Raw genomic sequence first — 26,678 nt, forward strand, 5'->3', positions numbered from 1 at the left:
ACGTGGCATCCACCGCCCGGTGCTCGCGGCCTACGGGTCCGTGTGGATCAGCGCCCGGCTCAGCGCCTCGATGCTCTGCTGGCCCCCGGCGACGATCAGGACGTCGCCGTGGGCGAGGACGTGCCCAAGCCCCGGTGCGGTGACCGTCCGCCCGTCGCGGACGACGGCGACGACGCTCACCCCGTGGATGCGCGCGACGGCCTCGGCCAGGGTCCGGCCGTCGTAGGGCGAGGCGGCCGTCACCGGCAGCTCGACGACGCTGATCGCCTCCCGGTGGCGTTCCAGGTGCGTGACGTGGTCGATGGTGGCGATGGGGTGCAGCAGTTCGGCCACCTCCTGCGCCTCGGTCGGGCTGAGGGTCACGGACCGTTCCACGGTGTCCGGGTCGCCGGGGGCATAGACGACGACGTCGCGCCGGCCGCCGCGATGGCAGACGACCCCGATCACCTGTCCCTCCCCGGTGTGCAGGGTGTAGCCGACCCCGATGCCGGGCAGCGGCATGCGTTCTATCTGCATCATTGCCTCCTGTTGTCAGGTGGAGCGAAATGGCCGGCCTCGCCGAACCAGGTGGCCAGCCGCCCGGCGCGGGAAACGGCCCGCAGGCGCCGTTCGGTGGCGTCGCGTACGGGTGGGGTGGTGAGCACGACCAGTTGGTCGCCGACGCGCAGCCGGGTGTGCTCATCGGGCACGAACGAGTCGTCGCCACGCACGACGAGGGTGGTCGCCGCCGGCGGCGGCAGCCGCAGCTCGGGCAGGTAGACCCCGTGCAGGCGGGAACCGGGTTCGACGGTGACGTGGATGAGGTCGGCGTCCATGGCGTCCAGCGGCGCCAGCTCGATCTGCAGGTCGGGTCCCAGGTCGTGCGAGTCGAGGCGTAGCCGCCGTGCCAGCCAGGGCAGGGTCGGGGCCTGGATGAGGGTGAACACCACGACGAGCACGAAGACGATGTTGAAGACCTGTTCGCTGCCCGGCGCCCCGGCGACGACCGGGATGGTGGCCAGCACGATCGGCACGGCACCGCGCAGTCCGGCCCACGACAGGAACGCCTGTTCGCGCAGTGGAATCCGGAACGCGGCCAGCGCCACCAGCACGGAGGCGGGCCGGGCGAGCAGCAGCAGTGCCGTACCGACCACGATCGCGGGAACGATCGCGGCGGGCAGTTCGCTGGGCGTGGCCAGCAGACCGAGCATGACGAACAGGCCGATCTGAGCGATCCAGCCCAGCCCTTCGGCGACCGAGTGGGTGGCCCGGCGGTGCGGCAGGCCGGCGTTGCCGAGCACCAGTCCGGCCAGGTACGCGGCCAGGAATCCGCTGGTCTGGGCCAGGCCGGCGGCGGCGAACGCCAGCACCCCGCAGGCGACCGTCGCGATGGGGTACAGGCCGGAGGTGGGCAGGGTCAGCCGCCGCAGCAGCCACACGCCGGTAGCGCCGGTCACCACGCCGATCGCGCCCCCGGCGACCAACTGGTAGGCCATCGTGGCGACCAGCGGCAGGGGCGCGACCGCGTCGAGGGTGGCGGCGCTGAAGGTGAGCACCAGGATCAACGTGGGAGCGTCGTTGAGTCCGGACTCGGCCTCCACCAGGCTCGTCAGCCGCCGGGGCAGCGGCACCGCCCGCAGCACGGAGAACACCGCCGCGGCGTCGGTGGACGACACGACGGCTCCCAGCAGCAGCGCCATCTGCCAGCCGATGTCCAGCAGCAGGTACGCCGCCGCGGCGGTGACGGCGACGCTGACGAACACGCCGACGGTGGCCAGCACCGACGCGGGTGCCAGCACCTCGCGTACGTCGCTGAACCTGGTGGTCAGGCCGCCCTCGACCAGGATGACCGCCAGCGCGGCCAGGCCCAGGGCCTGGGCCAGGGCCGCGTCGTCGAACGGGAAGCCGGCCAGGTCCTGGCCCAGCAGCAGGCCGACGGCCAGGTACGCCAGCAACACCGGCATGCCCAGCCGGGTGGCCAGCCGGGCCGCGCCGACGCTGGCCAGGACCACGCCGGCGCCGACGGCCAGCGTCACGTACAGCTCACCGAGATCCACGGCGGCCCCCTGGCCCGCGGGTTCCGGCTACGCCGCGACGGAGCGCGGCCACACGTACACCCGGGCGTTCACCGTGGTCACGAACATCGTGAAGGCGACGGCGACCGGCGAGATGACGATCGCGGCGGGGGCGGGCCGCGCGCTCACAGGCATCCGCCCGGCGGGCCGTTCTCGGCGTTGGTGGGCCGGTAGGCGCAGGCGGGCGTGTCGGTCTCCGGTGGTGTGGGCTCGACCACCATCAGGTGACGGTTCACAAGATCCTCCGGGGTCTCGGCGTGACGGGCGACGTCCGCGCGGGCGGCGACAGGTGGAGCCGGGCAGCAGGAAGCGGAGCCGCAGCGGCTCCCGGCTCGCCTCCATGGTCATCGGAGCGGGCCGGGTCGACATCGGGGCTGACACCCATTTGCCGCCGGCGCTGCCGCAGGGCTCTGCGCCGGCTGCCCGGCGCGGTGCGCCCGCGTCCCACCCCGGCCGCGGGCGCGGGCGCGGCGGATAATGGGTGCGCGCACGCATTTACAGGACGCACCCGGGCCGACAGGCTGACCATGATGAGGGTGATCACCGCCGCGGGACGGGCTGGCCTGGCCCCTGGCGGGCCGCAAGGAACTGCCGGCGCCGGGCGGAGCCGGGCCGCGAGGGGAGGTGCCGTCGTGTCGCTGTTCTGGCGGATCTTCCTGCTCAACGCCGCCGTACTCGTCGCCGCCACGCTGCTGCTGCTCGGCCCGGTCACGGTGTCCACCCCCGTGCTGCTCACCGAGGCCCTCGTGCTGACCGTGGGCCTCGCCGCGATGCTGGTCGCCAACGCCGCGCTGCTGCGCGTCGGCCTCGCGCCGCTGCACCGGCTGACCCGGGCCATGACCACCATCGACCTGCTGCAGCCGGAGCCCCGCCCGGTCCCGGCCGGGCAGGCCGGCATCGCGGACCTGATCCGCGCCTTCAACGCCATGATCGACCGGCTGGAGGCGGAGCGGGCCACCAGCGCGGCCAGCGCCCTGTCCGCCCAGGAGGCCGAGCGTCGGCGCGTCGCCCAGGAACTGCACGACGAGGTCGGCCAGACCCTGACCGCGGTCCTGCTCGAACTCAAGCAGGTTGCCCGGCACGCGCCCGAACCGGTCCGCGCCCAACTCGCCCAGGTGCAGGAGACCACCCGCGACAGCCTCGACGAGATCCGTCGCATCGCGCGCCGGCTGCGCCCCGGCGTACTGGAGGAGCTCGGCCTGACCAGTGCCCTCAAGGCGCTCGTCACGGAGGTCACCGGGCACACGGACCTGTCCGTGCGCCAGCACCTCGACGCCGACCTGCCCGCCCTCGACGGCGAGGCCGAACTGGTGATCTACCGGGTGGCGCAGGAGGCGCTCACCAACACCGTCCGGCACGCGCGGGCCGCCGCCGTCGAGCTGTCGCTGACCCGTCGACCGGGCCACGTGCAGCTGCGGATCCGCGACGACGGCCGGGGCATCGGCGACGCCGCCGAGGGCGCCGGCGTACGCGGCATGCGGGAGCGGGCCCTGCTCATCGGCGCCCAGCTCAGCGTGGGGCCCGGCCCGGGCGGCGGCACCGAGGTGCGGCTGCGGGTGCCGGTCGGCGACCGGGAGGGCCAGCCGTGACCACCCGCATCCTGCTCGCCGACGACCACGCCCTCGTCCGCCGTGGCGTGCGCCTCATCCTCGACAGCGAACCGGACCTGACCGTCGTGGCGGAGGCCGGCGACGGCGCGGAGGCCATCGCCCTGGCCCAGACCGAGCGTCCCGACCTGGCCATCCTCGACATCGCCATGCCGCGGCTGACCGGCCTCCAGGCGGCCCGGGAGCTGTCCCGGCAGCAGCCGGGCCTGCGCATCCTCATCCTGACCATGTACGACAACGAGCAGTACTTCTTCGAGGCCCTCAAGGTCGGCGCCAACGGCTACGTGCTCAAGTCCGTCGCCGACCGCGACCTGGTGGAGGCCTGCCGCGCCGCCGTACGCGACGAACCGTTCCTCTATCCCGGTGCCATCAACGCCCTCATCCGCACCTACCTGGAACGCAGCGCGCGGGGCGAGAGCGTGCCGGCCAGGGCCATCACCGAACGCGAGGAGGAGATCCTCAAGCTCGTCGCCGAGGGCCACTCCTCCAAGGAGATCGCCCGCCTGCTGTTCATCAGCGTCAAGACCGTCGAGCGGCACCGGGCCAACCTGCTGCAGAAGCTCGGCCTCCGGGACCGGCTGGAACTGACCCGCTACGCCATCCGGGCCGGGCTCATCGAGCCGTGACCGCGCGCGGCGGAGCCGGCCCCGGCAGTGCTCGGCGGCGACGGCGACCGCGACCCGACCGGCCGGTACGGGAACGACAGAGCCGACTTTCCTGCGGGCGGGCCCACCGGTTCTCTACGGTCGACGGGTGGGCGCTGAGCAGCCGTGGAGCCGGCCGGCCCGTCGGAGCCGCCCGGTGCGTACCGGGTTGGTGTTCGCGGGCGTGACCGTGCTGCTGTGCTGCATCGGGGTCGCCGGGCTGGGCGCCTGGAACGTGCAGGTGGTCACGCAGGCCAGCGGCCCGGTGCGGGAGACCGCGGACGGGTTCCTGCGGTCGGTGGCGGCGGGCGACACCGACGGCGCGTACGACCGGCTCTGCGCCGACGCGCGCAGCCGGTGGAGCCCGATCGGGTTCACGAGCTGGCTGCGCACCCCGCCGCTGGTCAACGGCTACGAGATCGTCGACGTGTCGGTGGCGACCCGGGGCGGCAGCCCGCGCGGCACGGTGGCGGTGCGGCTGACCCGCGACAGCGGCCTCACCGAGGAGCGGAAGCTGTCGGTGGTGCGCGAGGACGGCGGCTGGCGGGTGTGCGGCGACCCGTACTGACTCCTCAGCGGCGGGGGCCGAGCTCGCCCGCGCGGTAGTGCCGGCGGCAGAGCACCTGGTAGCGCACCTCGGCGCTGTCCACGGTGTCCCCGATGACCACCTGCAGGCCCTCGCGGACCACCCGGCCGTCGACCACCCGGGCGTTGAGCAGCCCCTCCCGGCCGCACCAGCAGAGCACCTCGACCTGGATGCGGGCCACCTCGTCGGCCAGTTCGAACAGCCGCTGCGCGGCCGGGAACAGGCACGAGCGGAAGTCGGTGGCCAGTCCGAACGCGTACACGTCGACGTCGTAGCTGTCGACCAGCTCCGCCATCTGCTCGACGTGCTCCAGGTTGTAGAACGACGCCTCGTCGCAGATCAGGTAGTCGACGCGGACGCCCTCGGCCCAGGTGTCGCGCACCAGGGTGCGCAGGTCCAGCGTGTCGGTGACCTCGACGGCCTCGTGCGCCAGACCGATGCGCGTGGTGACCTGCGGGCCGAGCGAGCGGTCGATGCGGGTGGTGACGAGGCCGCGGCGGCCCTGCCGGGAGTGGTTGTAGTTCATCTGCAACGCCATCGTGGACTTGCCGCAGTCCATCGGCCCCCAGAAGAACTTCAACGCCGCCGCGTGCAGCGGACGCCCGTCCACGCCCCGCGCCGCGGCACACCCGGCGGGGGAGTCGTCGGGGCCCAGCGGCGGGCGCGCCAGGCAGGTCGGGGCGGTGGCGTGGACGGTCACGGTCGGGCAGCCTAGCCGATCGACGCCCGCTGATCCGGCCCGTGCGGACGGGCCCGCGTTCCTCAGAGCACCCGGGGCGGGGTGTTGCCGGCGGCGACGATCGCCCGGCGGATCGGCACGGCCAGCAGCAGCAGGAACCCGACGACGAAGAAGATCAGCAGGGAGACCAGGCCCACCCGGTAGGAGTTGGTGAGCTGGAACACGATGCCGAAGGCCAGCGGGCCGAGCCAGCTGGTGCCCTTGTCACTGATCTCGTAGAAGCCGTAGTACTCGCCCTCCTTGCCGGCGGGGATGAGCTGGCTGAACAGCGACCGGCTCAGGGCCTGGCTGCCGCCGAGCACCAGGCCGATGGCGGCGCCGAGAACCATGAACGGCACCGGCGCCTCGGCGGGCAGCCGGAACGCGCCGAGGATCACCCCGGTCCACAGCACCAGGCTGATCAGCACGGTCTTCCAGGCGCCGATGCGCTTGGCGAGGGCGCCGAGCAGCAGCGCGCCGCCGAAGGCCAGGAACTGCACCAGCAGGATGGTGACGATCAGGGTGCTCTGCCCGAGCTTCAGCTCCTCGGTGCCGTACTGGCTGGCCAGGGCGATGACGGTCTGGATGCCGTCGTTGTAGACGAGGAACGCCAGCAGGAAGAACAGCGTCAGCGGGTACGCCTTGATCTCGCGCAGGGTGCGGCCGAGCTGCCGGAACCCGTCGGTGACCGGGTTGCCGCCGGCCCGCGCGGCGGCCGTGGGGTGCTCGCGCAGCCAGCGCAGCGGGATCAGGGTGAACACCGCCCACCACACACCGGCGGACACGATCGACCAGCGGGCCAGGTCGAGGGTGCGCTGGTGGTTGCCCTCCTCGCCGAGCATGCTGACCGCGACGAGGTTGAGCGCCAGCAGCAGGCCGCCGCCCAGGTAGCCGAGCGCCCAGCCGCGGCTGGAGATGCCGTCGCGGTCGTCGGGGCCGCCGAGCTGCGGCAGGAACGAGTTGTAGACCACGACACCGGCGCCGAAGGCGATGTTGGCGACCATGAACAGCGCCCCGCCGAGCAGGTACCGGTCGCCGGTGACGAAGAGCATGCCGACGGTCGCGCCGGCGCCGATGAAGGCGGCGGCGGCGAGCAGCCGCTTCTTGTGCGCCGAGCGGTCGGCGATCGCGCCGACGATCGGCAGCGCGAACACGGTGAGGAACACCGACAACGACACCAGGTACGGGAAGTACGAGCCGGCGGCGACCTTGATGCCCAGCGGGTACACGTAGCCGCCGCAGGTGTCGGCGCCGAGTTCGCAGCCGGCCGCGAGTTCGGTGACGGTGGTCAGGAACGGGCCGAGGAAGACGGTGATGACGGTCGTGGAGAAGGCGGACATCGCCCAGTCGTAGAAGTACCAGCCGCTGCGTTCGCGGCGGGTGCTCGCCGGGGCGGGGGTGTCGCCCACGGCGGGGGTGACGGTCTCGGCCATCGGGGTCCTTCGAACGGTTCAGGCGGCCCAGTGACCGCGGCTGTGATACACGTCGCGCAGCACGCCGACGTGATCGGTCATGATGCCATCCACTCCGAGGTCGAGTAACTCGTGCATCTCGGCAGGTTCGTCGATCGTCCAGACATGCACGTGCAGTCCGAGTCGGTGGGCGTGGCGCAGGAACCGGCGGTCCACCACGGGCACCCGCCCGTAGCGCACCGGCACCTGCGCGGCAACCACCGACGGGGGCAGTCGCAGCGCCCGCCCGGTCAGCGACGCCATCCGCAGCCGGGCCACCCCGCGCATGCCGAGGCTGCTGGCGACGCGCCCCTGCGTCAGGGCGCGCAGCCGGGCCAGCCGGGCGTCGCTGAACGAGGCCAGCAGCACCCGGTCGCCGGCCCCGACGCGCGCGACGGTGGCCACGGTCGGCTCGACGCCGCCGTCGGCCTTGACGTCGATGTTGAACCGCACCTGTGGCCAGGCGTCGAGGACCTCGTCGAGGCGGGGGACCACGGCGGCGCCGCCGACGCGTACCGAGGCCAGGTCGGCCCAGCGCAGGTCGGCGATGCGCCCCGGCTCGCCCGTGACCCGGGTCAGCGTGGCGTCGTGGAAGACCACCGCGACGCCGTCGGCGGTGCCGTGCACGTCGGTCTCGACGTACCGGTAGCCGAGCCCGATCGCCCGGGCGAACGCCGCGGCGGTGTTCTCGTCGCCCTCGGCGGCGCCGCCCCGGTGGGCGAAGGCCAGCGGCGCGGGGCCGTCGAGGTAGGCGTGGGTCACGCGGGGAGTATGCCCGGCCCCGTTGGCCGCCGGGTGGCCGCCCGGTTGCCACCGCGTCGCCCGCCGCACCGACGCGCGGCTGGCGGATGTCGGACAGTGACGACGGTGTCGCGCTGCGGTGCGGTGAAGATGTCCGGGTGATGCCATGGATGCCTCCTCCCCGGCCGGGAGGGGCCGAGCAGCCGCCGGCGCCCGCGCCCGGGGTGGCGGCCCGGGCGTTGGACCCGCTGCCGGCCCGTATCGCGCTGCCGTCGCCGGAGCGCCCGCACCGGCGCGTCCCGCCGGAGGCCCGGCCACTGCTCTGGCTGGTCCTGCTGGTCGGTAACCCGTGGGCCGCCCGGCTGATCATCGAGTGGCGCTACCGACTGCCCCGGGGCGACGGGCTGCCGGGGCTGGTGGGGGCGCTGGGCGAGGCGACCCTGGCGGGGCTGGGCTGGCCGAGGTGGGACGTGCGGCCGCTGCGGGCCGACCATGTCGCCTGGTGGCTGGCGGAGAACGCCCGCACCGTGCTGTTCGTCGTGGTCGCGGTGGCGCTGCTGCGTCGGCTGGCCACCCCGGCGTTCTCGCCGCGGCGTACGCACCGGGTGCTCGCGGTGATCGGCGCGAGCGTGACGGCGGCGGTGCTCGCGGCGGTGGGCGGCGTGACGATGCACGTCCTCACCGACAGCGGCATGCTGCGCGGCGTGGACCTGACCTCGACGGTGCTCGGCGCGATCTCCGGGGCGCTGTACTGCGGATTCGTCGTGGGTGCCCTGCTGGCCTGGGCGGCGGTACGGGGGCCGGGGCCGCGCCGTGGGAGATTCCCGGCGACCCGGCACGGAGGTGGCTGACATGGTGGTACGGCAGCACAGCGGCCCACGCGACGAGGCGCCGTCGGCACGCTCGCACCCGGACGCCGGCAGCGAGGCCACCCGCTACCTGTGCGCGGCCGCCCACACCGACGACGCGTTCACCGAACGGGTGCTGGCCGAGGTGTTCGACGACGACCTGCGCGCGGTCGCCCCGTCGGTGGGCTTCGACCTGGGCACGGTGCTGCGGCACTGCCTGTCCGCCCGCCGGCGGCGTCGTCTGCGTGACGTCGGGCTGCTGGTCGTCGGCGGCCTGGCGGTGCTGCTCGCCCCGCTGGCGACGGTGCTGGTCGGGGTCACGATGGCGGTGGGCAGCTCACTGGCCCCGCTGCGGCCCGGCCGCAACGGCCCGGTGGGCCCGTTCCTGTCGATGATCGCGATCGCGACGGTCTCGCTCGTGCTGGTCTTCCAGCTCGGCGCGGCCACGCCGGACGACGACCCTGCGGGCCTGCCCGGTTGGGTCGTCGGCCGGCCGTGGCTGGCGTTGCCGGCCGGCCTGGTCGCCTACCTGGTGCTCGTGGGGCACCTGCTGGGCACCCGGCGGCTGCTGGTGACCCGGTTGCGCCGGGCCCGGTTCCGGCCCGGGCCGCCCGACGTGGCATCGCTGCCGGCGCGCGACGCCGAGCGGCTGGCCGCCGTCGACCGCGCCCAGGGCGGCAACGTGACGGTCTACGGCGGCTACACCCCGTTCGTCGGGCACGGCACGCCGGTGGCGGGGTGGTCGTTCGCCCTGCCGATCCTGGCGGACGCCCACGGGCCGGTCGGGACCGTCCCCACGGGCGACGTGTCCGCCCCCGCGCCGTTCACCGTCGTGGAGCTCATCGACCACGTGCGGGCCCGGCTGGCGGCGGTCCGGCTGGGCCAGGCCGGCGATCCCACCCCGGAGCGGCTCGCGGGGTTGCTGCTCGAGGACCGGGTGTTCGTCTGCGGCGACCGGCTCACCGGCGACGCGCGGTTGCTGCCGCACCGGGAGCGGATGCCGCGCCAGCGGTGGTCCGACGACGAGGTACGCGAGGTCGCCGGCCGACCGCAGGGCGCGGCGCGGCACTACCTGTGCGCCCTGGTGCCGTCCTGGGGCGGGGAGGTCGTCGCCTCCACGTTCCTGCACTTCTCCACCGACGGCCAGGTGCTCTATCTGGAGTGCGCCCGCACGGTGCTGGAGCCGCCGCGGCAGGGCTACCACGACGTGGACCGGCTGACCGAGTGGCTGCCGGTGAGTCAGCTCGCGCAGGTGCTGGCCACCGGCACCGAGCGGTTGCTGCCCACCGCGCTGGGCGCGCCGCTGCGGCTGCTGCGGGACCTGGTGCGGGGTGCCGCGCGCGGGCGGCGTCAGGCGCGGCTGCGGCAACTGGCCCGCGAGGACCTGGGCTACGACTACGGTGCCCAGGTCGGCGTGCGGGAGGTCGCCTCCGGCGCCGAGTACCACAACTACTTCCAGGTGCTCGACGCCGCCAAGCACCTGAAGGTCGTCGAGCGGCACGTGCTGGCCGCCATCATGGACTTCCTGGACGCCCGTGGGGTGGACACGGCCGAGTTCCGCAACCGGCAGACGACGATCCTCAACCAGGGCGTCATCCAGACCGGCGGCCTGAGTGTGGTCGGCAACCAGGCGGTGGGCCAGGGCGCCCGGGCCGAGCAGCAGACCGAGGGGGCGCCGCCGCGCAGCCGCCGGCCGCGTGACGACTGAATCGCAGGGGAGGAATGGCATGCCCGAGGCGACCAACTACGGCATCCAGCAGTCCGGCGGGGTGAGCCAGGTGGGCAACCAGGCGGTGGGTCCGGGCGCGTACGCCAGCGGCGGCAGCCTGTGGGCCACCGCGCCCGCCGGTGTCGACACCACGGCGCTGGTCCGGCAGTTGCTCGAGGTGCTCGACCGGCACCGGGGCGAGCTGTCGGAGCCGGCCCGGGTGACGGCCGCGCAGTTGCGTGCGGAGCTGACCCGCCCGGACGCCGAACCGGGCCGGGTCACCGGGTTGTTGCAGCGGCTGGCGGTGGTGGCGGCTCCGGTGACGCCGGTCGCGACGGCGGTCGGCGAGCTGCTGCGGCTGGCGCAGGCGCTCTGACGGCGCGCGCGGTGACCGGCGGTCCGGCGGGTCAGTCGGGCGAGCGGTGCCGGCGGTGCGCGCGGCTGGTGTCGCTCGGGCGGCCGGGGTCGACGTGGCGGGGGCGCTCCGGTTCGTCGGGGCGCAGCGGCAGGAGGGCGTCGGTGATGGCGTCGATGATCCGGTCGGTGGCCTGCCGGGCGACGCCGGGCGCGCCGTGGGCGAGGTCGGTCAGGTCGACGGGCTCGCCGAAGTGCACGCGCAGCAACGGGCGGCGCCACACCGCGCGGGCGATGCCGCGCAGCAGCCCCTTCGGGGCGCGGTAGGGCACCACCTCGTGGGAGCCCCACTGGGCGACCGGGATGACCGGCGCCCCGCAGGCCAGGGCGAGGCGGGCGGTGCCGGTCTTACCGCGTTCGGGCCACAAGCCGGGGTCGAGGCCGATGCGGCCCTCCGGGTAGACCAGGATCACCGAGCCGCCGGAGACCGCCGCGGCGGCGTCGTCGAGGGCGCGGCCGACGGCGGCGGTGCCCCGGTCGACCCGCAGGTGCCCGGCGTGGCGCATCAGGGCGCCGATGACGGGGGTGCGGAACAGCCCGCCGGTGGCCATGATCCGGGGGGCGACGCCCCGGGCGCGGCAGGCGGCGGCGAGCACGACGGGGTCGCATGGGCTGATGTGGTTGGCGGCCAGGATCAGCGGGCCCCGGCGCAGCGCCTCGGGCACGTCGCCGCTGACCTCCAGGCGGGCCAGGAGCGCGACGACGACGCGGGCGAGCAGCTGCGCGGCACGCCAGATCAGCGGTGGCTGCCAGGCCGGGCGGGTGGTGTCCATCAGCGCGCATGGTCGCACGCGCCGGCCACCCCGCGGAGTGCCGGGGCCGTCCGGCAGAGGTGATCAGGGTCATTGGTCCCGGGTCGCTTCGGGACCCCCGCCCCTGCCGATTCGTCTACGACGCGCAGTAGTATTTACTACGTCCCGTAGTATGCACAGCCTGGGGGTTACTGGTGGACGCGTTGGACGTCGCCCGCTGGCAGTTCGGTGTCACCACCGTCTACCACTTTCTCTTCGTGCCGCTGACCATCGGCCTGTCCGTGCTGGTGGCGATCCTCCAGACGATGTGGCACCGCACCGGCGACGAGAAGTACCTGAAGCTCACCAAGTTCTACGGCAAGCTCTTCCTGATCAACTTCGCGATGGGCGTGGTGACCGGCATCGTGCAGGAGTTCCAGTTCGGCATGAACTGGAGCGACTACTCCCGCTTCGTCGGCGACATCTTCGGCGCCCCCCTGGCGATCGAGGCGCTTGTCGCGTTCTTCCTGGAGTCCACCTTCATCGGCCTGTGGATCTTCGGCTGGGACCGGCTGCCCAAGCGGCTGCACCTGGCCAGCATCTGGGCCGCCGCCATCGGCAGCAACCTCAGCGCGTACTTCATCCTCGCGGCGAACTCGTTCATGCAGAACCCGGTCGGCTACCGGATCAACCCCGACACCGGCCGCGCCGAACTCACCGACTTCGTGGCCGTACTGACCAACAAGGTCGCCATGATCACCTTCCCGCACACCATCGCCGGCGCGTTCCTGGTGGCCGGCTCGCTGCTGGTCGCCGTCGCCATGTGGCACCTGGTACGCAACCGCGACTCCGCCGACACCCCCGCCTACCGCTTCGCCGCGAAGTTCGGCTCCTGGGTCACCCTGGTCTCCGCCGCCGCCGTCGCCATCACCGGCGACATCCAGGGCAAGATCATGACCCAGGTGCAGCCGATGAAGATGGCCGCCGCCGAGGGCCTCTACACCACCGAGAGCCCCGCCTCGTTCTCCGTACTCACCGTCGGCAGCCTCGACGGCAGCCGCGAACTGTTCGCCCTCAAGATCCCGCACCTGCTGTCCTGGCTGGGCACCGGCGACCCCAACGGCACCGTGCAGGGCATCAACGACCTGCAGGCCCAGTACGCCGCCCAGTACGGCGCCGGCAGCTACACCCCGATCATCCCGGTCACCTACTGGAGCTTCCGCTTCATGATCGGCTTCGGGATGGCCGCCGCCGCCATCGCCCTGCTGGTGCTCTGGAGCCAACGCAAGGGCCGCACCCCCACCAGCAAGTGGCTGCTGCGCGCCGGCCTGGTCATGCCCCTGCTGCCCCTCGCCGCGAACTCCTTCGGCTGGATCTTCACGGAGATGGGCCGCCAGCCCTGGATCGTCTTCGGCGAGATGCTCACCCGCGACGGCGTCTCCCGCAGCGTCTCGCTCACCGAGGTGCTCACCTCCTTCACCGCCTTCACCCTCATCTACGCCACCCTCGCCGTCGTCGAGGTCAAACTGCTGCTGCGCTACGCCAAGGCCGGCGTACCCGACCTGACCCCCGACCCCGACATCGACGACACCCACGACGACGCCGAGCGCCCGCTCGCGTTCGCCTACTGATCACCGGAGACAACCGTGGAACTCACCACCATCTGGTTCCTGCTCGTCGCGGTCCTGTTCACCGGGTACTTCATCCTCGAGGGCTTCGACTTCGGCGTCGGCATGCTGCTGCCCGTACTCGGCCGCGACGACCGGGAACGCCGCGTCCTGATCAACACCATCGGCCCCGTCTGGGACGGCAACGAGGTCTGGCTCATCACCGCCGGCGGCGCCATGTTCGCCGCGTTCCCCGAGTGGTACGCCACCCTGTTCTCCGGCTTCTACCTGCCGCTGCTGCTGATCCTGCTCGCCCTGATCATCCGCGGCGTCGCCTTCGAATACCGCCACAAGCGCCCCGAGGCGTCCTGGAAACGCCGCTGGGACACCGCCATCTTCGTCGGCTCGGTGGTGCCGGCGATCCTGTGGGGCGTGGCGTTCGCCAACATCCTGCGCGGCGTGCCGCTCGACGCCGACCACGAGTACGTCGGCGGCCTGGTCGACCTGCTCAACCCGTACGCCCTCCTCGGCGGCGCGACCACCGCGGCCCTGTTCCTCACCCACGGCGCCGTGTTCATCGCCCTGAAGACCGTCGGCGAGGTCCGCGAGCGCGCCGCCGCCCTCGCGGTACGCGTGGGCGCGGCCGCCGCCGTGCTCGCGGTGGCGTTCCTGACCTGGACGCTGAACATCCGCTCCAGCACCGCCGCCGTCGTGCTCGCCGTCGGCGCGGCCCTCGCCCTGCTCGGCGGCCTCACCGCCGCCCGCGCCCGCCGCGAGGGCTGGGCGTTCACCGGCACCGCCGTGGCCATCGCGCTGGCCGTGGCGACGCTCTTCGCGGCGCTCTTCCCGAACGTGCTGCCCTCCACGCTCGACGCGGCCGGGACGCTTACCGCCACCAACGCCGCCTCCACCCCCTACACCCTGAAGATCATGACCTGGGTGGCGGTGGTGTTCACCCCCATCGTGCTGGCCTACCAGGGCTGGACGTACTGGGTGTTCCGCAAGCGCATCGGGGTGGCCCACATCCCGCGGCACTGACCCGCCCACGGCGGGTGGCCGCGGGGTCCCGCCGCCGCCACCCGCCGTGGGCCGCGGGGTCGACGCGCCCCTCCTCCCGCGTCGTTACTCCGGCCGGAGCGTGATGTCGCCGAAGGCTGCCGCGAACGCCTCCGCGATCAGGTCGGGCAGATCGGTACGCCCGTCGTCCTTCGCCCACCGCACCAGCGCGGTGTGCATGGCGGCCAGGCAGGCGCTGGCCGCCGCCGCGGCGTGGAAGGCCGTCTCCGGATCGGCGGCCTCGTCCCCGAGGCCCTCCACGATGGCTTGTTGAAGCACGTAGTGGTTGTCCAGGTGCCGGGCGCGCAGCGCGGGCGTCGAGATCATCAGCCGCAGGCGGGCCAGCAGGAGCCGGTCGTCGCCGGCGGTCAGCGTCCGTGCCGAGTCGACGAGCGCGCTGCCGATGCGGCGCACGAGGGGCTGCCCGGCCGGCGTCGCGGCGATCCGTTCGGCGACCAGCGGGCCGTTCTGATCGACCAGTACGAGGTCCTCCTTCGTCGGGAAGTGCCGGTACACCGTCATCGCAGACACGCCCGCGGCCGCTGCGACGTCGTTCACGGTCGTGCCGTCGTACCCGCGCTCGACGAACAACCGCACCGCGTGCGCCTGGATGACGCGCTGCGTCTCGGCCCGTCGTTGCTCCCGCAGTGTCGAGTGCCGCTCGCTCATGTGGTAGACACTACCGCACTGGTAGTGACTAACAAGTTGGGAGTAGCTAACATCATGGGTGATCTGATCGGCAGGACAGCCCTGGTGACCGGCGCGTCGCGCGGCATCGGCCAGGCGATCGCGATCCGGCTCGCAGCGCGGGGAGCGGTCGTCATCGCGCACTTCGGCACGGACAGGCAGGGCGCGACGGCGACGGTCGACCAGATCGTGCGGGACGGTGGAACGGCGTACGCCGTCGGCGCGGAACTGGGCGTGGACGCAGATGTCGAGACGCTGTTCGCGGGGGTCGAGGCCAGCCTCGCCGGACGACCACTCGACATCCTCGTCAACAACGCGGCAGCGCCACCCGCAGGCCCGCTCGGCGCCACGACACGAGCAGCCTTCGACCATCTGTTCGCGGTCAACGTACGGGCGCCGTACTTCATCATCGAACGAGCGTTGCCCCTGCTGTGCGACGGCGGCCGGATCATCACGATCTCGTCCGCGGCGACCCGGATGGCCAACGCGACCCAGACGTCGTTCGCCATGACCAAGGGCGCGGTCGAGACGATGACCCTGACGTTGGCCAACCAGCTCGGCGCCAGGGGCATCACGGTGAACGCGGTCGCGCCCGGCGCCACCCGGACCGCGACCAACGGCCCGGTCTTCGAGACACCGGGCCTGGCCGAGCTGATCACCGCAACGACGGCACTCGACCGCCTGGGCGAGCCCGGCGACGTCGCCGACGTGGTCGCGTTCCTCGCCTCCGACGCCGCACGCTGGGTCACCGGGCAGGTCATCGACGCCAGTGGCGGCCTGTTCCTGGGCCCGCGCGCCTGACCACCCAAAGGCGCCCGCCAGCCAGCCCGACCTCGCCCCACTCACCGCCACCGGGCGCGTCGGCAGGCTCGTCGACCACCACACCCGCCAGCGCCGGCGGGGCGAGCGGCACCGCCACCCACCCCGCCGGCCGTCCGCGTCAGTGCGCCTCGCGCAGCTCCGCCAGGCGCGCCTCGATCTCCGCCAGCTCCGCGCGCAGCTTCTCCGCCTGCTGCTCCGCCTCGGCCCGCTCCGCGGCCATGATCTGCTCCACCGCCTCCTGCACGCCCGGCACGTCCACCAGCGCCACCATCCGCAGCGCCTCCGCCGGCTTCACCACGTACGGCTTCGCCAGGGACTTGCTGCCCTGCTGCGCCGCGACCGTCCACTCACCGTCGGCGTACGCCAACGTCACCGTCAGCCCCGCTGGCCCCTTCGGCTTCACGGCCTTCACCGCCTTGCGCGCCGGGGCGGGCTTCGCCTCCGTCGTCTCCACCTTCGGCTCCTCCCGCCGCTGCTGCGGCACCTGCGCCCGGTCCAACACGAACTCCGGCTCCGCAGGCGCCGCCGGCTCGGGCTCCGGCGTCTCCGGCTGCGGCTCCGCCGCCTTGCGCCCGGCGCCGCGCGGCGCCACCGCCACGTCGGCGGGGGAGAAGGGCAACTCGTCGCGACCGAACCGGACCACCACGAACTCGTCCGACCCGGCCGGGTCGGTCAGCTCCACCACCTGACCCACCTGCCCGGCGATCTGACCCGCCGAGGCGGTGAACACCACCTTCGGCTTGCGGCCCGCCGCCAGCGCCTCCCGGATGCTCTGCACCTCGTCAGTGGACAAACCCTGGCCAGCAGCACCCATCAGCAACCTCTTCCCCTCGTACACCTGTTCAGATGACTGCCTTGATACCAGCCCACGCCGACAAGCGGAAGATCAACCCCCCAGCGCCCGCAACGCCGCGTCCGCGTGGTCGTTCATGTTCAGCTCACTGTGGACCACCTCGACGATCCGCCGGTCGGTGCCGATCACGAACGTCATCCGCCGCGTGCTCAGCGCACCCAACGGCAGTCGCCGCCGCACCCCGAACAGGTCCGCGACCGTGCCGTCGACGTCCGACAGCAGGGGATAGTCGAACCCGTGCCGGCGGGAGAACTCGGCCTGCTTCTCCACCGGGTCGCGGCTGATGCCCACCCGCGTCGCGCCCACCGCCGCGAACTCCGCCGCCAGGTCCCGGAAGTGGCAGCTCTCCGCCGTGCACCCCCGCGTCAACGCCGCCGGATAGAAGAACAACACCACCGGACCGGCGGCCAGGAACTCCGACAGCCGCCGCGGCGTGCCCGTCTCGTCGGGCAACTCGAAGTCCCGCACCATGTCGCCGACACCCACACCCGCCACCGCACACCTCCACGTCACCGTCCACCGACGTGCCCGAGCCTATGCGCCCACCCACCGGCCCGCCCCGCGCCGCCCGCCGGTAGCGTCGGCCCCGCAGCCAGGACAGGGGAGAGGCACATGCGACCGGTCACCGTCATCACCGGCGGCAGCCGCGGCATCGGCGCCGCCACCGCCCGCCGCCTCGCCCACGCCGGGCACCACGTCGCCTTCAGCTACCGCCGCGACCACACCGCCGCCACCGCCGTGCTCGCCGACATCGAAGCCACCGGCGTACGCGGCCTCGCCGTGCCCGCCGACACCCGCGACCCCGAGCAGGTCACCGCCCTGTTCGACGCCGCCGCCGACCTCGGCCCGATCACCGGCCTGGTCAACAACGCCGGCGTCACCAGCCCCATCGGCGCGTTCGTCGACCTCGACCCCACCGACCTGCGCCACGTCGTCGACGTCAACCTCATCGGCTACGTCCTCTGCGCCCAGCAGGCCGCCCGCCGGATGGGCGACGGCGCCGCCATCGTCAACGTCTCCTCCGCCGCCGCCACCCTCGGCAGCCCCGGCGAGTACGTGCACTACGCCGCCGTGAAGGCCGCCACCGACACCCTCACCACCGGCCTCGCCAAGGAACTCGCCCCCCGCGGCATCCGCGTCAACGCCGTCGCCCCCGGCATCATCCGCACCGACATCCACGCCCTCTCCGGCCAACCCGACCGACCCGAGCGGGCCGCCGCCCGCATCCCACTGGGCCGCCCCGGCGAACCCGACGAGGTCGCCGGCGCCATCGCCTGGCTGCTCGGCCCCGACGCCACCTACACCACCGGCACCGTCCTGCGCGTCGCCGGCGGCCTCTGACCCGCTGCTTCCTGTCGGTGGTCTGCACTACCGTCCGCCGACGTGAGCGCAACGCAGACGTACCGGTACCTCGGATCCTCCACCCTCGCCAGCGACGGCCTCGGCCTGCAGACCAGCGGCGGACCCGCACCCCACCCCCGATTCTTCACCGGGTTCCTCACCACCCCCCAGGCGGCGGCCGCCGGCCTGCTCGCCGTCGCCGAGGTCGCCCGCACCCGCTACCACCGGCCCGTCAGCCCCGCCAGCCTCGACCCGGTGGTCACCGGCAGCCGCGACCGGCTCCGGTTCGAATCCTTCTCCGGCTGCTGCGGCGTCTACGCCCGCCTCGACACCCTGCCCGCCGGCCTCGACGGCGACGTGATCGAGCACGGCACCACCAACGTCGACGTCAACAACCCACTGCGCGAGGCACTGGCCCGCGTCGGCGGCCTCGACCCGCTGCACCTGTCCGTCGGCCCCGACGACCTGACCGTCGCCACCATGAACGGCCCGATCGTGGAGAAGAAGGTCCCCCTCCCGGCGCGCTGGCTGCGCGGCTTCGCCGAGGTGCAGATCCTGTCGGCCACCTTCGAACCCCGCGCCGAGATCCCCGCCACCGAGGCGGCCACGTTCCTGCGCCGACTCCCCACCACCAGCGACCGCTCGGTCCTCTGGGCGGTGCCGGCCGGCCGGTCCCTGCGACTGACCTCCCGACCCGTTCCCGGCGCCGTCTGCCTGGCCGGAGCGAGCCGACTCACCGCCCTCCGCGCCATGCTGCGCTTCGCCGAGACCCTGCGCGTGTACGGACCGACCGTCGCCACCGGCTCGGCACCCACACCGAGCACCTGGGAACTGGACACCGGCGCCCTGCGCCTCTCCCTCACCCTCTCACCCGAGCCGTACCGCGGATTCTCCGGCGAAGGCGCCGCCCTCACCGCCCTCGCCAGCGACGACGTGGCCGACGACGCCAACCTCGTCGCCGCCGTACTCTCCTGGGATCCCACCATCGACGTCGACCGGCTGGCCACCGACACCGGCCTCGACGCGGCCCGCGTCCGCGCCGCGCTCGCCCAGCTCGGCACCGCCGGCCGCGTCGGCTACGACGTCTCCGAGGCCGCGTACTTCCACCGGGTCATGCCCTACGACGCGGGCCGCGCCGAACGCGACAACCCCCGCCTCGTCGGCGCCCGGGCGCTGCGCGACGCCGGCGCCGTCCACCTCGACACCGCCACCACCGCCACCGTCCACAGCGGCGACCAGGTCTACCGGGTCCGCCAACTGCCCGGCGGCGACTTCACCTGCACCTGCCCCTGGTGGGCCAAGCATCGCGGCCAGCGGGGACCGTGCCGGCACGCGCTGGCCACCCGCATGTCGACCGCCGAGCGGGCGGAGGAGCGGGTGTGAGAAACGCACAGCAGGCGTTCATCAACAGCGCCGTACGGCGGCGACGGGAACTGGCCGCCGGCGGCACCAGCGACCTGTTCGACCTCATCCAGAACGCCTCCGCCAGCCAGATCGTGGCGGCCCTGGCCGGGCTGCCGGAGCAGCGCCGCCGGGAGATCGGCGCCGAGGTGACGACCTGGTTCAAGCAGCGGCAACGCACCACCTGGTGGACGGCCGGCTCCGGCACCGCCCTGGCCGTCGCCGTGGTCGGCTGCCTACCCACCGCCGCGCAGGCCGCGACGATCCTCGCCCGCAACACGGTCAACCCCGACGGCGAACGCGCCGCCGCCCTGATGTCCACGGTCGCCGAGGAACGTGGCATCACCTGGCTCGGCGACCTGGCGCACCGGCTGGCCACGAAGATCAACCAGCAGACCGGGCTCGAACACTGGCGGTTCGCCGCCGCGCTGCTGCGCGTCACCGGGACGACAGCACCGGCCAACGACCGGTTCGTCGAACTGTGGCTGGACTCGGTGCAACTGCCCGACCGGCGACGCGCCGGCCGACCGGCAACCCTGATCGAACGGCTCCGCGACGACCCGTTCCTCGACGCCATGCTGCCCCGGCTGTTCGAGATCGACGGCCTCGGCCTGCGCATGACGTTCGACGAGGTCACCACGACCTGGGACGAACGACGACGCCACGTCCTGCCGACCGCGCTGGCTCAGCTCGCCACCGAAGGGACCATCGACCGGACGATCCTGATCGACGGCGCGATCGGCCGGCTACTGCGCGGCGACCGGGCGTCGGCCCTGCGCGCCTTCACCATCCTGCTCACCGAACTCGAACCCACCACCACCGAGGTCGCCACCCGCGCCACCGACTACCTCCGCCTGCTCGCCGACGCGCCGGCGCCGGCCGCCACCATGGCGCAGAAGGCCCTACGAGACCTGCCCGACCTCGAGATCGACACCGTCCTCGACACCTCCCGCGACGTGCTGCTGCGACCGGACAAGGCACTCGTCAAGGCCCAACTCACCTGGCTCGACCGCCTGGCCCGCCACCACCACGACCGGGCGGCCCAGGTCGCCGAGGTCATCGCCGTCGCCGCCGAACACCCCGCCGTCGAGCTACGCGACCGCGCCAACACCCTCGCCACCCGCCACGGACACGACCCGACGGCCGACCGCACCGGCCCGGCGCACGCCCGACCACGCGGCGACGACCTGCCCCCACCCGCCCCACCCGCACCGGCACCCACCCCCATCACCGACGTCGACGAACTCGCCGAGGAGGTCGCCGCCCTGCTCGGCACCCCGTCACAGGGCACACCGCTGGACCGCATCCTCGACGCGCTGGTCCGGCTCTCCGCCACCGACGGCGCCCGGGTGCACGCCGCCCTCGCCCCCGTCGTCGAACGCTGCCACTGGTCCTGGGGCAACGAACACCGCCACGACCCCCTCTCCCTGTCCGAGGTGGTCGTCGACGTCCTCACCACCGCCCCGACCACCGACCAGCAGGCCCGCCGACGCAGCCGGTGGGAGACACTGCTCACCGCGCTGCGCCGCACCGACCGGCAGACACCGCAGCCGGAACTGGTCACCACCGACCCCCGGGTGCCCCCACCCCACCGGCTGCTCCGAGCCCGCCTCGCCGAGATCGGCGCGCACCTCGCCGAGCCGGGACACCCCGGCCTGCTCGCCACCCCCACCCACGCCAACGGCACCCTCGACCCGCTCGCCCTGATCGAGCGCCTCGCGGCCCTCGGCGACCGCCCAGCCTGGCACTGGGACCTCACCCAGGCCCTGCTGCGCCTACCCGCCGACACCGACGAGACGGTCGCCGGCAAGGCCGCGGCACTGGGCACCCCGGCGGGGGAGCGGCTCGCCACCTGGCTGCGCGCCGGCGGACTGCCACAACCCGTCACGCGCACCGTCACCCGCACCCGCCGCCCCCGCCGCAACGGCTACGACTGGGAGTACGACCAGCTACCGCCCAAGCGCATCCTCGTCGAGCTGCGCCCACCCGACGGATACGACGACCCGTACGGGCTGCTGACCGTCGACCCCGCACCGATCGGTGTCGAGCACTCCGCCTGGGCGAACCTGCTGCCGTCGACCCTGCCGGGACACCGGGCAGTCGTCGCCGCGTACGCCCTGCCGATCGTGGCCGCCACCGCGGACATGGACCAACGCGGCGGCACGACCATGCTGCCGCTGCTCGCCGAAACCACCGGCCCCGGCGGACCGGCCCTCGACCTCGCCCTGTCCTACGGCCTCGCGGCCCGCCACGGCACCGACCGGATCGCCGCCCTGGACGCCCTGCTCGCCCTCGCCGCGGCCGGGCAGCTCGACGCCACCGCGACGGGCGGACACCTCGGCCGACTCGTCGCCGGGCAACTGGTGAAGCTGTCCAGGGCACTCGAACCACTACGCGACGCCGCCCAGGCCGGAGCACCGCTGACCGTGTGGCGACTGATCGCCGCCGCACTGCCGTCGGCACTCGCCGCGCCCCAGCCCCCGCGCGGCCTGCCGGACCTGCTGAGCCTCGCGGCCGAGACGGCCAGCACGACCGGCACCCGCATCGACGTGCCCGGCCTGGCCGACGTCGCCGGCCGGGGCGGATCCGGCCGCCTCGTCACCGAGGCCCGACGCCTGCACCGCGCACTCGACACGGTATGACCCGGCACACTGGCGGCGACAGGCCGCCGACCCTGCTGGGCAACCCCGACGACACGTGGCACGATCTCGCAGGTGACCAGCAGAGACGCCGCCGACCAGCACCTACGCGACCTCGCCCGGCTGCGCCGCGTCCGCGACCGCATCGACCGCGAGTACGCACAGCCCCTGGACGTCGAGGCGCTCGCCCGCGGCGCGAACATGTCAGCCGGACACCTCAGCCGCCAGTTCCGCCAGGCGTACGGCGAGTCGCCGTACGCCTACCTCATGACCCGGCGCATCGAACGCGCCATGGCGCTGCTGCGCCGTGGCGACCTCAGCGTCACCGAAGTCTGTTTCGCCGTCGGCTGCTCTTCGCTGGGCACCTTCAGCACCCGCTTCACCGAACTGGTCGGTGTGCCGCCGAGCACCTACCGCGCCCGGACGGCTCACGCGGCGGCGGAGATGCCAGCGTGCATCGCGAAACAGGTGACCAGACCGATCAGGAATCGAGAAGCACGCGCCAGGCAGCCGCAACTAGCCTGACCGGCATGGACATCACCATTCACTACGCCTTCCTCCCGCACACCGACGCCGACGCCGCCCTGACCTTCTACCGCGACACCCTCGGCTTCGAGGTCCGCAACGACGTCGGATACGACGGCATGCGCTGGCTCACCGTCGGCCCCGCCAACCAGCCCGGCACGTCCATCGTCCTGCACCCGCCGGCCGCCGAACCCGGCATCACCGACGACGAACGCCGCACCATCCTCGAACTCATCGCCAAGGGCAGCTACGGCGCGATCACCCTGGCCACCGACGACCTCGACGGCCTCTTCGAGCGGCTACAGGCCAGCGGCGCCGACGTCGTCCAGGAACCCACCGCCCAGCCCTACGGCGTCCGCGACTGCGCCTTCCGCGACCCCACGGGCAACCTGATCCGCATCAACGAGCTGCACTGAACCCTCGGGCGCACCCAGACACCTAGGAAACCCTCGACGCGGGGACCGCGACGGCGGCCCCGCGCAGCAGATGGAGACACGATGAGCACCGCCACGGGGACGGACACCCAGGCATCCGCCCACATCGCCGACAGCCACGACCTGATCCGCGTGCAGGGCGCGCGCGTGAACAACCTCAAGGACGTCAGCGTCGACATCCCGAAACGCCGCCTCACGGTCTTCACCGGCGTCTCCGGCTCGGGCAAGAGCTCACTCGTGTTCGGCACCATCGCCGCCGAGTCACAGCGGATGATCAACGAAACCTACAGCGCATTCCTGCAGGGCTTCATGCCGTCGCTCACCCGACCGGACGTCGACCTGCTCGACGGCCTGACCACGGCGATCATCGTCGACCAGGAACGGATGGGCGCCAACCCCCGCTCCACCGTCGGCACCGCCACCGACGCCAACGCCATGCTGCGCATCCTGTTCAGCCGCCTCGGCCAACCCCACATCGGCTCGCCCAACGCGTACTCCTTCAACATCCCCACCGTCCGCGCCAGCGGCGCGATCACCGTCGAACGCGGCAACAAGACCAAGGCCGAGAAGGCGACGTTCCACCGCCTCGGCGGCATGTGCCCCCGCTGCGAGGGCATGGGCACCGTCAACGACATCGACCTGACCGCCCTCTACGACGCCGGCAAGTCACTCAACGAGGGCGCCCTCACCATCCCCGGCTACAGCATGGACGGCTGGTACGGGCGCATCTTCCGCGGCTGCGGCTACTTCGACCCCGACAAGCCGATCAGCAAGTTCACCAAGAAGGAACTGCACGACCTGCTCCACCGGGAACCCACCAAGATCAAGGTCGACGGCATCAACCTGACGTACGTCGGCATCATCCCGCAGATCCAGAAGTCCTTCCTCGCCAAGGACGTCGACGCCCTCCAGCCCCACATCCGGGCCTTCGTCGAGCGCGCCGTCACCTTCCAGACCTGCCCGAGCTGCGACGGAACCCGACTCAGCCCCGAAGCCCGCGCATCGAAGATCAACGGCAGGAGCATCGCCGACGTCTGCGCCATGCAGATCAGCGACCTGGCCGAGTGGATCCGCGACCTCGACGAACCCTCGGTGGCCCCCCTGCTCAAGGGGCTGCAACACCTCCTCGACTCGTTCACGCAGATCGGCCTGGGCTACCTCTCGCTCGACCGACCCTCCGGCACCCTGTCCGGGGGAGAGGCACAACGCACCAAGATGATCCGCCACCTCGGCTCGTCCCTCACCGACGTCACCTACGTCTTCGACGAACCCACCATCGGCCTGCACCCGCACGACATCGAGCGGATGAACAACCTGCTGCGGCAACTGCGCAACAAGGGCAACACCGTGCTCGTCGTCGAACACAAACCCGAGACCATCATGATCGCCGACCACGTCGTCGACCTCGGCCCCGGCGCCGGCACCCACGGCGGCACGGTCTGCTTCGAAGGCACCGTCGAAGGACTGCGGGGCAGCGACACCGTCACCGGCCGCCACCTCGACGACCGGGCCGCCGTCAAGAAGACCGTACGCACGCCCACCGCCACCCTCGAGATCCGCGGCGCGACCGCGCACAACCTGCGTGACGTCGACGTCGACATCCCACTCGGCGTCCTGTGCGCCGTCACCGGCGTCGCCGGCTCCGGCAAGAGCTCGCTGATCCACGGTTCCGTCGCCGGCCGCGACGGCGTTGTCGTCATCGACCAGGGCGCGATCCGCGGCTCCCGACGCAGCAACCCGGCGACGTACACCGGCCTGCTCGACCCCATCCGCAAGGCGTTCGCCAAGGCCAACGGCGTCAAACCGGCACTGTTCAGCGCCAACTCCGAAGGCGCCTGCCCCACCTGCAACGGCGCCGGCGTCATCTACACCGACCTGGGCGTCATGGCGACCGTCGAGACCACCTGCGAGGAATGCGGCGGCAAGCGGTTCCAGGCGGCCGTCCTGGAGTACACGCTGGGCGGCCGGAACATCGCCGAGGTGCTCGCCATGCCCGTCGCCGAGGCCGAGGAGTTCTTCGGCACCGGCGAGGCGCGTATCCCCGCCGCCCACGCCATCCTGAACCGGCTCGCCGACGTCGGACTGGGCTACCTCAGCCTCGGCCAACCCCTCACCACCCTCTCCGGCGGCGAGCGGCAACGCCTCAAGCTCGCCACCCACATGGCCGAGAAGGGCGGCGTCTACGTCCTCGACGAGCCGACCACCGGCCTGCACCTCGCCGACGTCGAACAACTGCTCGCCCTGCTCGACCGGCTCGTCGAATCCGGCAAGTCGGTCATCGTCATCGAGCACCACCAGGCGGTCATGGCACACGCCGACTGGATCATCGACCTCGGCCCCGGCGCCGGCCACGACGGCGGCCGGATCGTCTTCGAGGGCACCCCCGCCGACCTCGTCGCCAAGCGGTCCACCCTCACCGGCGAACACCTCGCCACCTACGTCGGCACCTGACCAGCGCCGATGCGGACACCGTGGCGGCGTCGGCGCCCGCCACGGTGTCCGCCGGACGCGTGGCGCGCGCCGGGGGAGTACCCGTAGTCACCCCGAGAAGGCGAACCGCACATCCGGAAAAGGCCGGCGCCGGACCGTCGCCCAAACGCCGACGGGCCGGCGCCCGGGTCAGCGGACCTCCGGGGGATGGGTGACCTCGACACGGGCGACGAGCTGCTTGAGCTGCGCGATCTCTTCGGCAAGGGCGGCGACATCGCCACGACGAGCAGGAACTGTCCGTGCTATGCCTGCGGGCGCTGCAGGCCGCCCTCGTCCACGTCGACACCCCCATGGCCCAGGACGTCCTCGCCGACGCGTCAGCGGTTGATCCACCGCTGCATGTGCTGAGGGTAGCGCTCACCTTGAACGACCACCTGGTCGGCGGCGGCGGAGATCTCGCTGAGGTCTGCGGAGGTGAGTTCCACGTCTGCGGCGGCGGTGTTCTCGCGCAGGCGGTGGATCTTCGTGGTGCCGGGGATGGGGACGATCGTGGGGTGCTGGGCGAGCAGCCACGCAACGGCGACCTGCGCGTTGGTGGCGCCCTTGCGTGCGGCGATCGCCGTCAGCAGGTCCACGAGGGCCTGGTTAGCGGCGCGGGCCTGCTCGGTGAACCGGGGCAGGGTGTTGCGCAGGTCGGAGTCGCTGAACGACGTGCTGGTGGTGATCGCGCCGGTGAGGAAGCCCTTCCCCAGAGGACTGAACGGCACGAAGCCGACGCCCAACTCGATCAGGGTGGGCAGGATCTGCTCCTCGGGCTCGCGCCACCACAGGGAGTACTCGCTCTGCAGTGCCGCGACCGGCTGCACGACGTGGGCGCGGCGGATCACCTCCACACCGGCCTCGGACAAGCCGAAGTGCTTCACCTTGCCGGCAGCGATGAGATCCTTCACCGTGCCGGCGACGTCCTCGATCGGCACGTCGGGGTCGACGCGGTGCTGATACAGCAGGTCGATGCAGTCGGTGCCGAGCCGGCGCAACGAGTCCTCGACGGTCGCTCGGATGTGGTCGGGGCGGCTGTTCAGGCCGGTGGACCGGTCGCCGTCGAAGGCGAAGCCGAACTTGGTGGCGATGACGACCTGCTCGCGCACGGGTGCCAGAGCCTCGCCTGCAAGTACCTCGTTGGTGAACGGGCCGTAGATCTGGGCGGTGTCGAAGAAGGTGACACCTTGGTCGACGGCGGCACGGATGAGAGCGATGCCATCCTCGCGGCCGACAGCCGGGCCGTAGCCGTGGCTCAGGCCCATGCAGCCGAGACCGATCGCAGAGACCGTGAGTCCGCTGCTGCCAAGGGTGCGCTGATCCATGGGTTCTCCCTGGAAAT

The 26,678-nt window shown here is 72.7% G+C and carries 25 protein-coding genes; 15 read left to right on the forward strand and 10 right to left on the reverse strand.

The window, feature by feature from the left end; translation table 11 throughout:
* Window positions 1-30: 30 nt before the first annotated feature.
* Together ABZ573_RS13135 and ABZ573_RS13140 are read right to left on the reverse strand one after the other, a co-directional pair.
* Window positions 31-516 (reverse strand): TrkA C-terminal domain-containing protein, encoded by a 486-nt coding sequence (locus tag ABZ573_RS13135; protein ID WP_192581288.1) that lies wholly within the window; start codon window positions 514-516, stop codon window positions 31-33.
* Complete coding sequence (locus tag ABZ573_RS13140) at window positions 516-2,036, reverse strand: potassium/proton antiporter (RefSeq protein ID WP_151453192.1); 1,521 nt, start codon at window positions 2,034-2,036, stop codon at window positions 516-518. Before ABZ573_RS13140 ends, ABZ573_RS13135 begins: the two co-directional genes overlap by 1 nt.
* A gap of 650 nt (window positions 2,037-2,686) precedes the next feature.
* Between ABZ573_RS13140 and ABZ573_RS13145 the strand changes: the two genes are divergently transcribed.
* The 3 genes from ABZ573_RS13145 (at window position 2,687) to ABZ573_RS13155 (ending at window position 4,873) form a co-directional block, all read left to right on the forward strand.
* Window positions 2,687-3,643 (forward strand): HAMP domain-containing sensor histidine kinase, encoded by a 957-nt coding sequence (locus ABZ573_RS13145; protein ID WP_358118124.1) that lies wholly within the window; start codon window positions 2,687-2,689, stop codon window positions 3,641-3,643.
* Window positions 3,640-4,287, forward strand: coding sequence for a response regulator transcription factor (locus ABZ573_RS13150; RefSeq protein ID WP_132237626.1), 648 nt, complete (start codon window positions 3,640-3,642; stop codon window positions 4,285-4,287). The genes ABZ573_RS13145 and ABZ573_RS13150 overlap by 4 nt, the downstream gene beginning before the upstream one ends.
* Window positions 4,288-4,414: 127 nt before the next feature.
* Window positions 4,415-4,873: a hypothetical protein gene (locus ABZ573_RS13155; RefSeq protein WP_151453194.1), complete on the forward strand. Its 459-nt coding sequence runs from the start codon at window positions 4,415-4,417 to the stop codon at window positions 4,871-4,873.
* Window positions 4,874-4,877: 4 nt separating this feature from the next.
* On the opposite strand, the gene ABZ573_RS13160 is transcribed toward ABZ573_RS13155, so the two are convergent.
* From ABZ573_RS13160 to ABZ573_RS13170, 3 genes are all read right to left on the reverse strand, one after another.
* Entirely contained in the window at window positions 4,878-5,591 is a 714-nt protein-coding gene (locus ABZ573_RS13160; protein ID WP_151453195.1) for a thymidine kinase, read from the reverse strand.
* 62 nt (window positions 5,592-5,653) lie between these two features.
* Window positions 5,654-7,042, reverse strand: a complete 1,389-nt coding sequence (locus ABZ573_RS13165) for an MFS transporter (protein WP_151453196.1) — start codon at window positions 7,040-7,042, stop codon at window positions 5,654-5,656.
* Between the two features lie 18 nt (window positions 7,043-7,060).
* Entirely contained in the window at window positions 7,061-7,822 is a 762-nt protein-coding gene (locus ABZ573_RS13170; protein ID WP_357579352.1) for a glycerophosphodiester phosphodiesterase, read from the reverse strand.
* A 149-nt stretch (window positions 7,823-7,971) separates the two neighbouring features.
* Between ABZ573_RS13170 and ABZ573_RS13175 the strand changes: the two genes are divergently transcribed.
* From ABZ573_RS13175 to ABZ573_RS13185, 3 genes are read left to right on the forward strand one after another with little or no spacing between them, the layout of a single operon-like run.
* A complete protein-coding gene (locus ABZ573_RS13175; RefSeq protein WP_358118128.1) occupies window positions 7,972-8,652 on the forward strand; it encodes a hypothetical protein in 681 nt (226 codons plus the stop codon).
* A gap of 1 nt (window position 8,653) precedes the next feature.
* Complete coding sequence (locus ABZ573_RS13180; protein ID WP_358118130.1) at window positions 8,654-10,357, forward strand: hypothetical protein; 1,704 nt, start codon at window positions 8,654-8,656, stop codon at window positions 10,355-10,357.
* A 19-nt stretch (window positions 10,358-10,376) separates the two neighbouring features.
* Window positions 10,377-10,733 carry a hypothetical protein gene (locus ABZ573_RS13185; RefSeq protein ID WP_358118132.1) on the forward strand — a complete coding sequence of 119 codons (357 nt, stop codon included), beginning with the start codon at window positions 10,377-10,379 and terminating at the stop codon, window positions 10,731-10,733.
* Window positions 10,734-10,764: 31 nt separating this feature from the next.
* On the opposite strand, the gene ABZ573_RS13190 is transcribed toward ABZ573_RS13185, so the two are convergent.
* Complete coding sequence (locus tag ABZ573_RS13190; protein ID WP_358118134.1) at window positions 10,765-11,544, reverse strand: lysophospholipid acyltransferase family protein; 780 nt, start codon at window positions 11,542-11,544, stop codon at window positions 10,765-10,767.
* Between the two features lie 173 nt (window positions 11,545-11,717).
* Between ABZ573_RS13190 and ABZ573_RS13195 the strand changes: the two genes are divergently transcribed.
* Both ABZ573_RS13195 and cydB read left to right on the forward strand, forming a co-directional pair.
* On the forward strand, window positions 11,718-13,133 hold the full coding sequence (locus ABZ573_RS13195) for a cytochrome ubiquinol oxidase subunit I (RefSeq protein ID WP_358118136.1): 1,416 nt from the start codon (window positions 11,718-11,720) through the stop codon (window positions 13,131-13,133).
* Between the two features lie 15 nt (window positions 13,134-13,148).
* A complete protein-coding gene (gene cydB, locus ABZ573_RS13200) occupies window positions 13,149-14,147 on the forward strand; it encodes a cytochrome d ubiquinol oxidase subunit II (protein WP_358118138.1) in 999 nt (332 codons plus the stop codon).
* 84 nt (window positions 14,148-14,231) lie between these two features.
* Here cydB and ABZ573_RS13205 read toward each other — a convergent pair whose 3' ends face one another.
* Window positions 14,232-14,834, reverse strand: a complete 603-nt coding sequence (locus tag ABZ573_RS13205; RefSeq protein ID WP_358118140.1) for a helix-turn-helix domain-containing protein — start codon at window positions 14,832-14,834, stop codon at window positions 14,232-14,234.
* A gap of 54 nt (window positions 14,835-14,888) precedes the next feature.
* Between ABZ573_RS13205 and ABZ573_RS13210 the strand changes: the two genes are divergently transcribed.
* Window positions 14,889-15,653, forward strand: coding sequence for an SDR family oxidoreductase (locus ABZ573_RS13210; protein ID WP_358118142.1), 765 nt, complete (start codon window positions 14,889-14,891; stop codon window positions 15,651-15,653).
* 139 nt (window positions 15,654-15,792) lie between these two features.
* On the opposite strand, the gene ABZ573_RS13215 is transcribed toward ABZ573_RS13210, so the two are convergent.
* On the reverse strand, window positions 15,793-16,488 hold the full coding sequence (locus ABZ573_RS13215; RefSeq protein WP_151453206.1) for a hypothetical protein: 696 nt from the start codon (window positions 16,486-16,488) through the stop codon (window positions 15,793-15,795).
* A 72-nt stretch (window positions 16,489-16,560) separates the two neighbouring features.
* Complete coding sequence (locus tag ABZ573_RS13220) at window positions 16,561-16,998, reverse strand: peroxiredoxin (protein WP_358118375.1); 438 nt, start codon at window positions 16,996-16,998, stop codon at window positions 16,561-16,563.
* A gap of 141 nt (window positions 16,999-17,139) precedes the next feature.
* On the opposite strand from ABZ573_RS13220, the gene ABZ573_RS13225 reads away from it, so the two are divergent.
* The 6 genes from ABZ573_RS13225 to ABZ573_RS13250 all read left to right on the forward strand — a co-directional run bounded on the left by ABZ573_RS13225 (window position 17,140) and on the right by ABZ573_RS13250 (window position 25,318).
* Window positions 17,140-17,868, forward strand: coding sequence for an SDR family oxidoreductase (locus tag ABZ573_RS13225; protein WP_358118144.1), 729 nt, complete (start codon window positions 17,140-17,142; stop codon window positions 17,866-17,868).
* Window positions 17,869-17,910: 42 nt separating this feature from the next.
* Window positions 17,911-19,251 (forward strand): SWIM zinc finger family protein, encoded by a 1,341-nt coding sequence (locus ABZ573_RS13230; protein WP_358118146.1) that lies wholly within the window; start codon window positions 17,911-17,913, stop codon window positions 19,249-19,251.
* Window positions 19,248-21,911 carry a DUF6493 family protein gene (locus ABZ573_RS13235; protein WP_358118148.1) on the forward strand — a complete coding sequence of 888 codons (2,664 nt, stop codon included), beginning with the start codon at window positions 19,248-19,250 and terminating at the stop codon, window positions 21,909-21,911. Before ABZ573_RS13230 ends, ABZ573_RS13235 begins: the two co-directional genes overlap by 4 nt.
* A 72-nt stretch (window positions 21,912-21,983) precedes the next feature.
* Entirely contained in the window at window positions 21,984-22,433 is a 450-nt protein-coding gene (locus tag ABZ573_RS13240) for a helix-turn-helix transcriptional regulator (protein WP_358118150.1), read from the forward strand.
* 5 nt (window positions 22,434-22,438) lie between these two features.
* The gene (locus ABZ573_RS13245) at window positions 22,439-22,849 is read left to right on the forward strand and encodes a VOC family protein (RefSeq protein ID WP_151456728.1); all 411 of its coding nucleotides are present in this window, start codon (window positions 22,439-22,441) and stop codon (window positions 22,847-22,849) included.
* A gap of 81 nt (window positions 22,850-22,930) precedes the next feature.
* Complete coding sequence (locus tag ABZ573_RS13250) at window positions 22,931-25,318, forward strand: excinuclease ABC subunit UvrA (protein WP_358118153.1); 2,388 nt, start codon at window positions 22,931-22,933, stop codon at window positions 25,316-25,318.
* Window positions 25,319-25,674: 356 nt separating this feature from the next.
* Here ABZ573_RS13250 and ABZ573_RS13255 read toward each other — a convergent pair whose 3' ends face one another.
* A complete protein-coding gene (locus ABZ573_RS13255; RefSeq protein ID WP_151456726.1) occupies window positions 25,675-26,661 on the reverse strand; it encodes an aldo/keto reductase in 987 nt (328 codons plus the stop codon).
* Between the last annotated feature and the right edge of the window lie 17 nt (window positions 26,662-26,678).

It is taken from the genome of Micromonospora sp. NPDC007220 (assembly GCF_040634035.1).
Classification (GTDB): Bacteria; Actinomycetota; Actinomycetes; order Mycobacteriales; family Micromonosporaceae; genus Micromonospora; species Micromonospora reichwaldensis.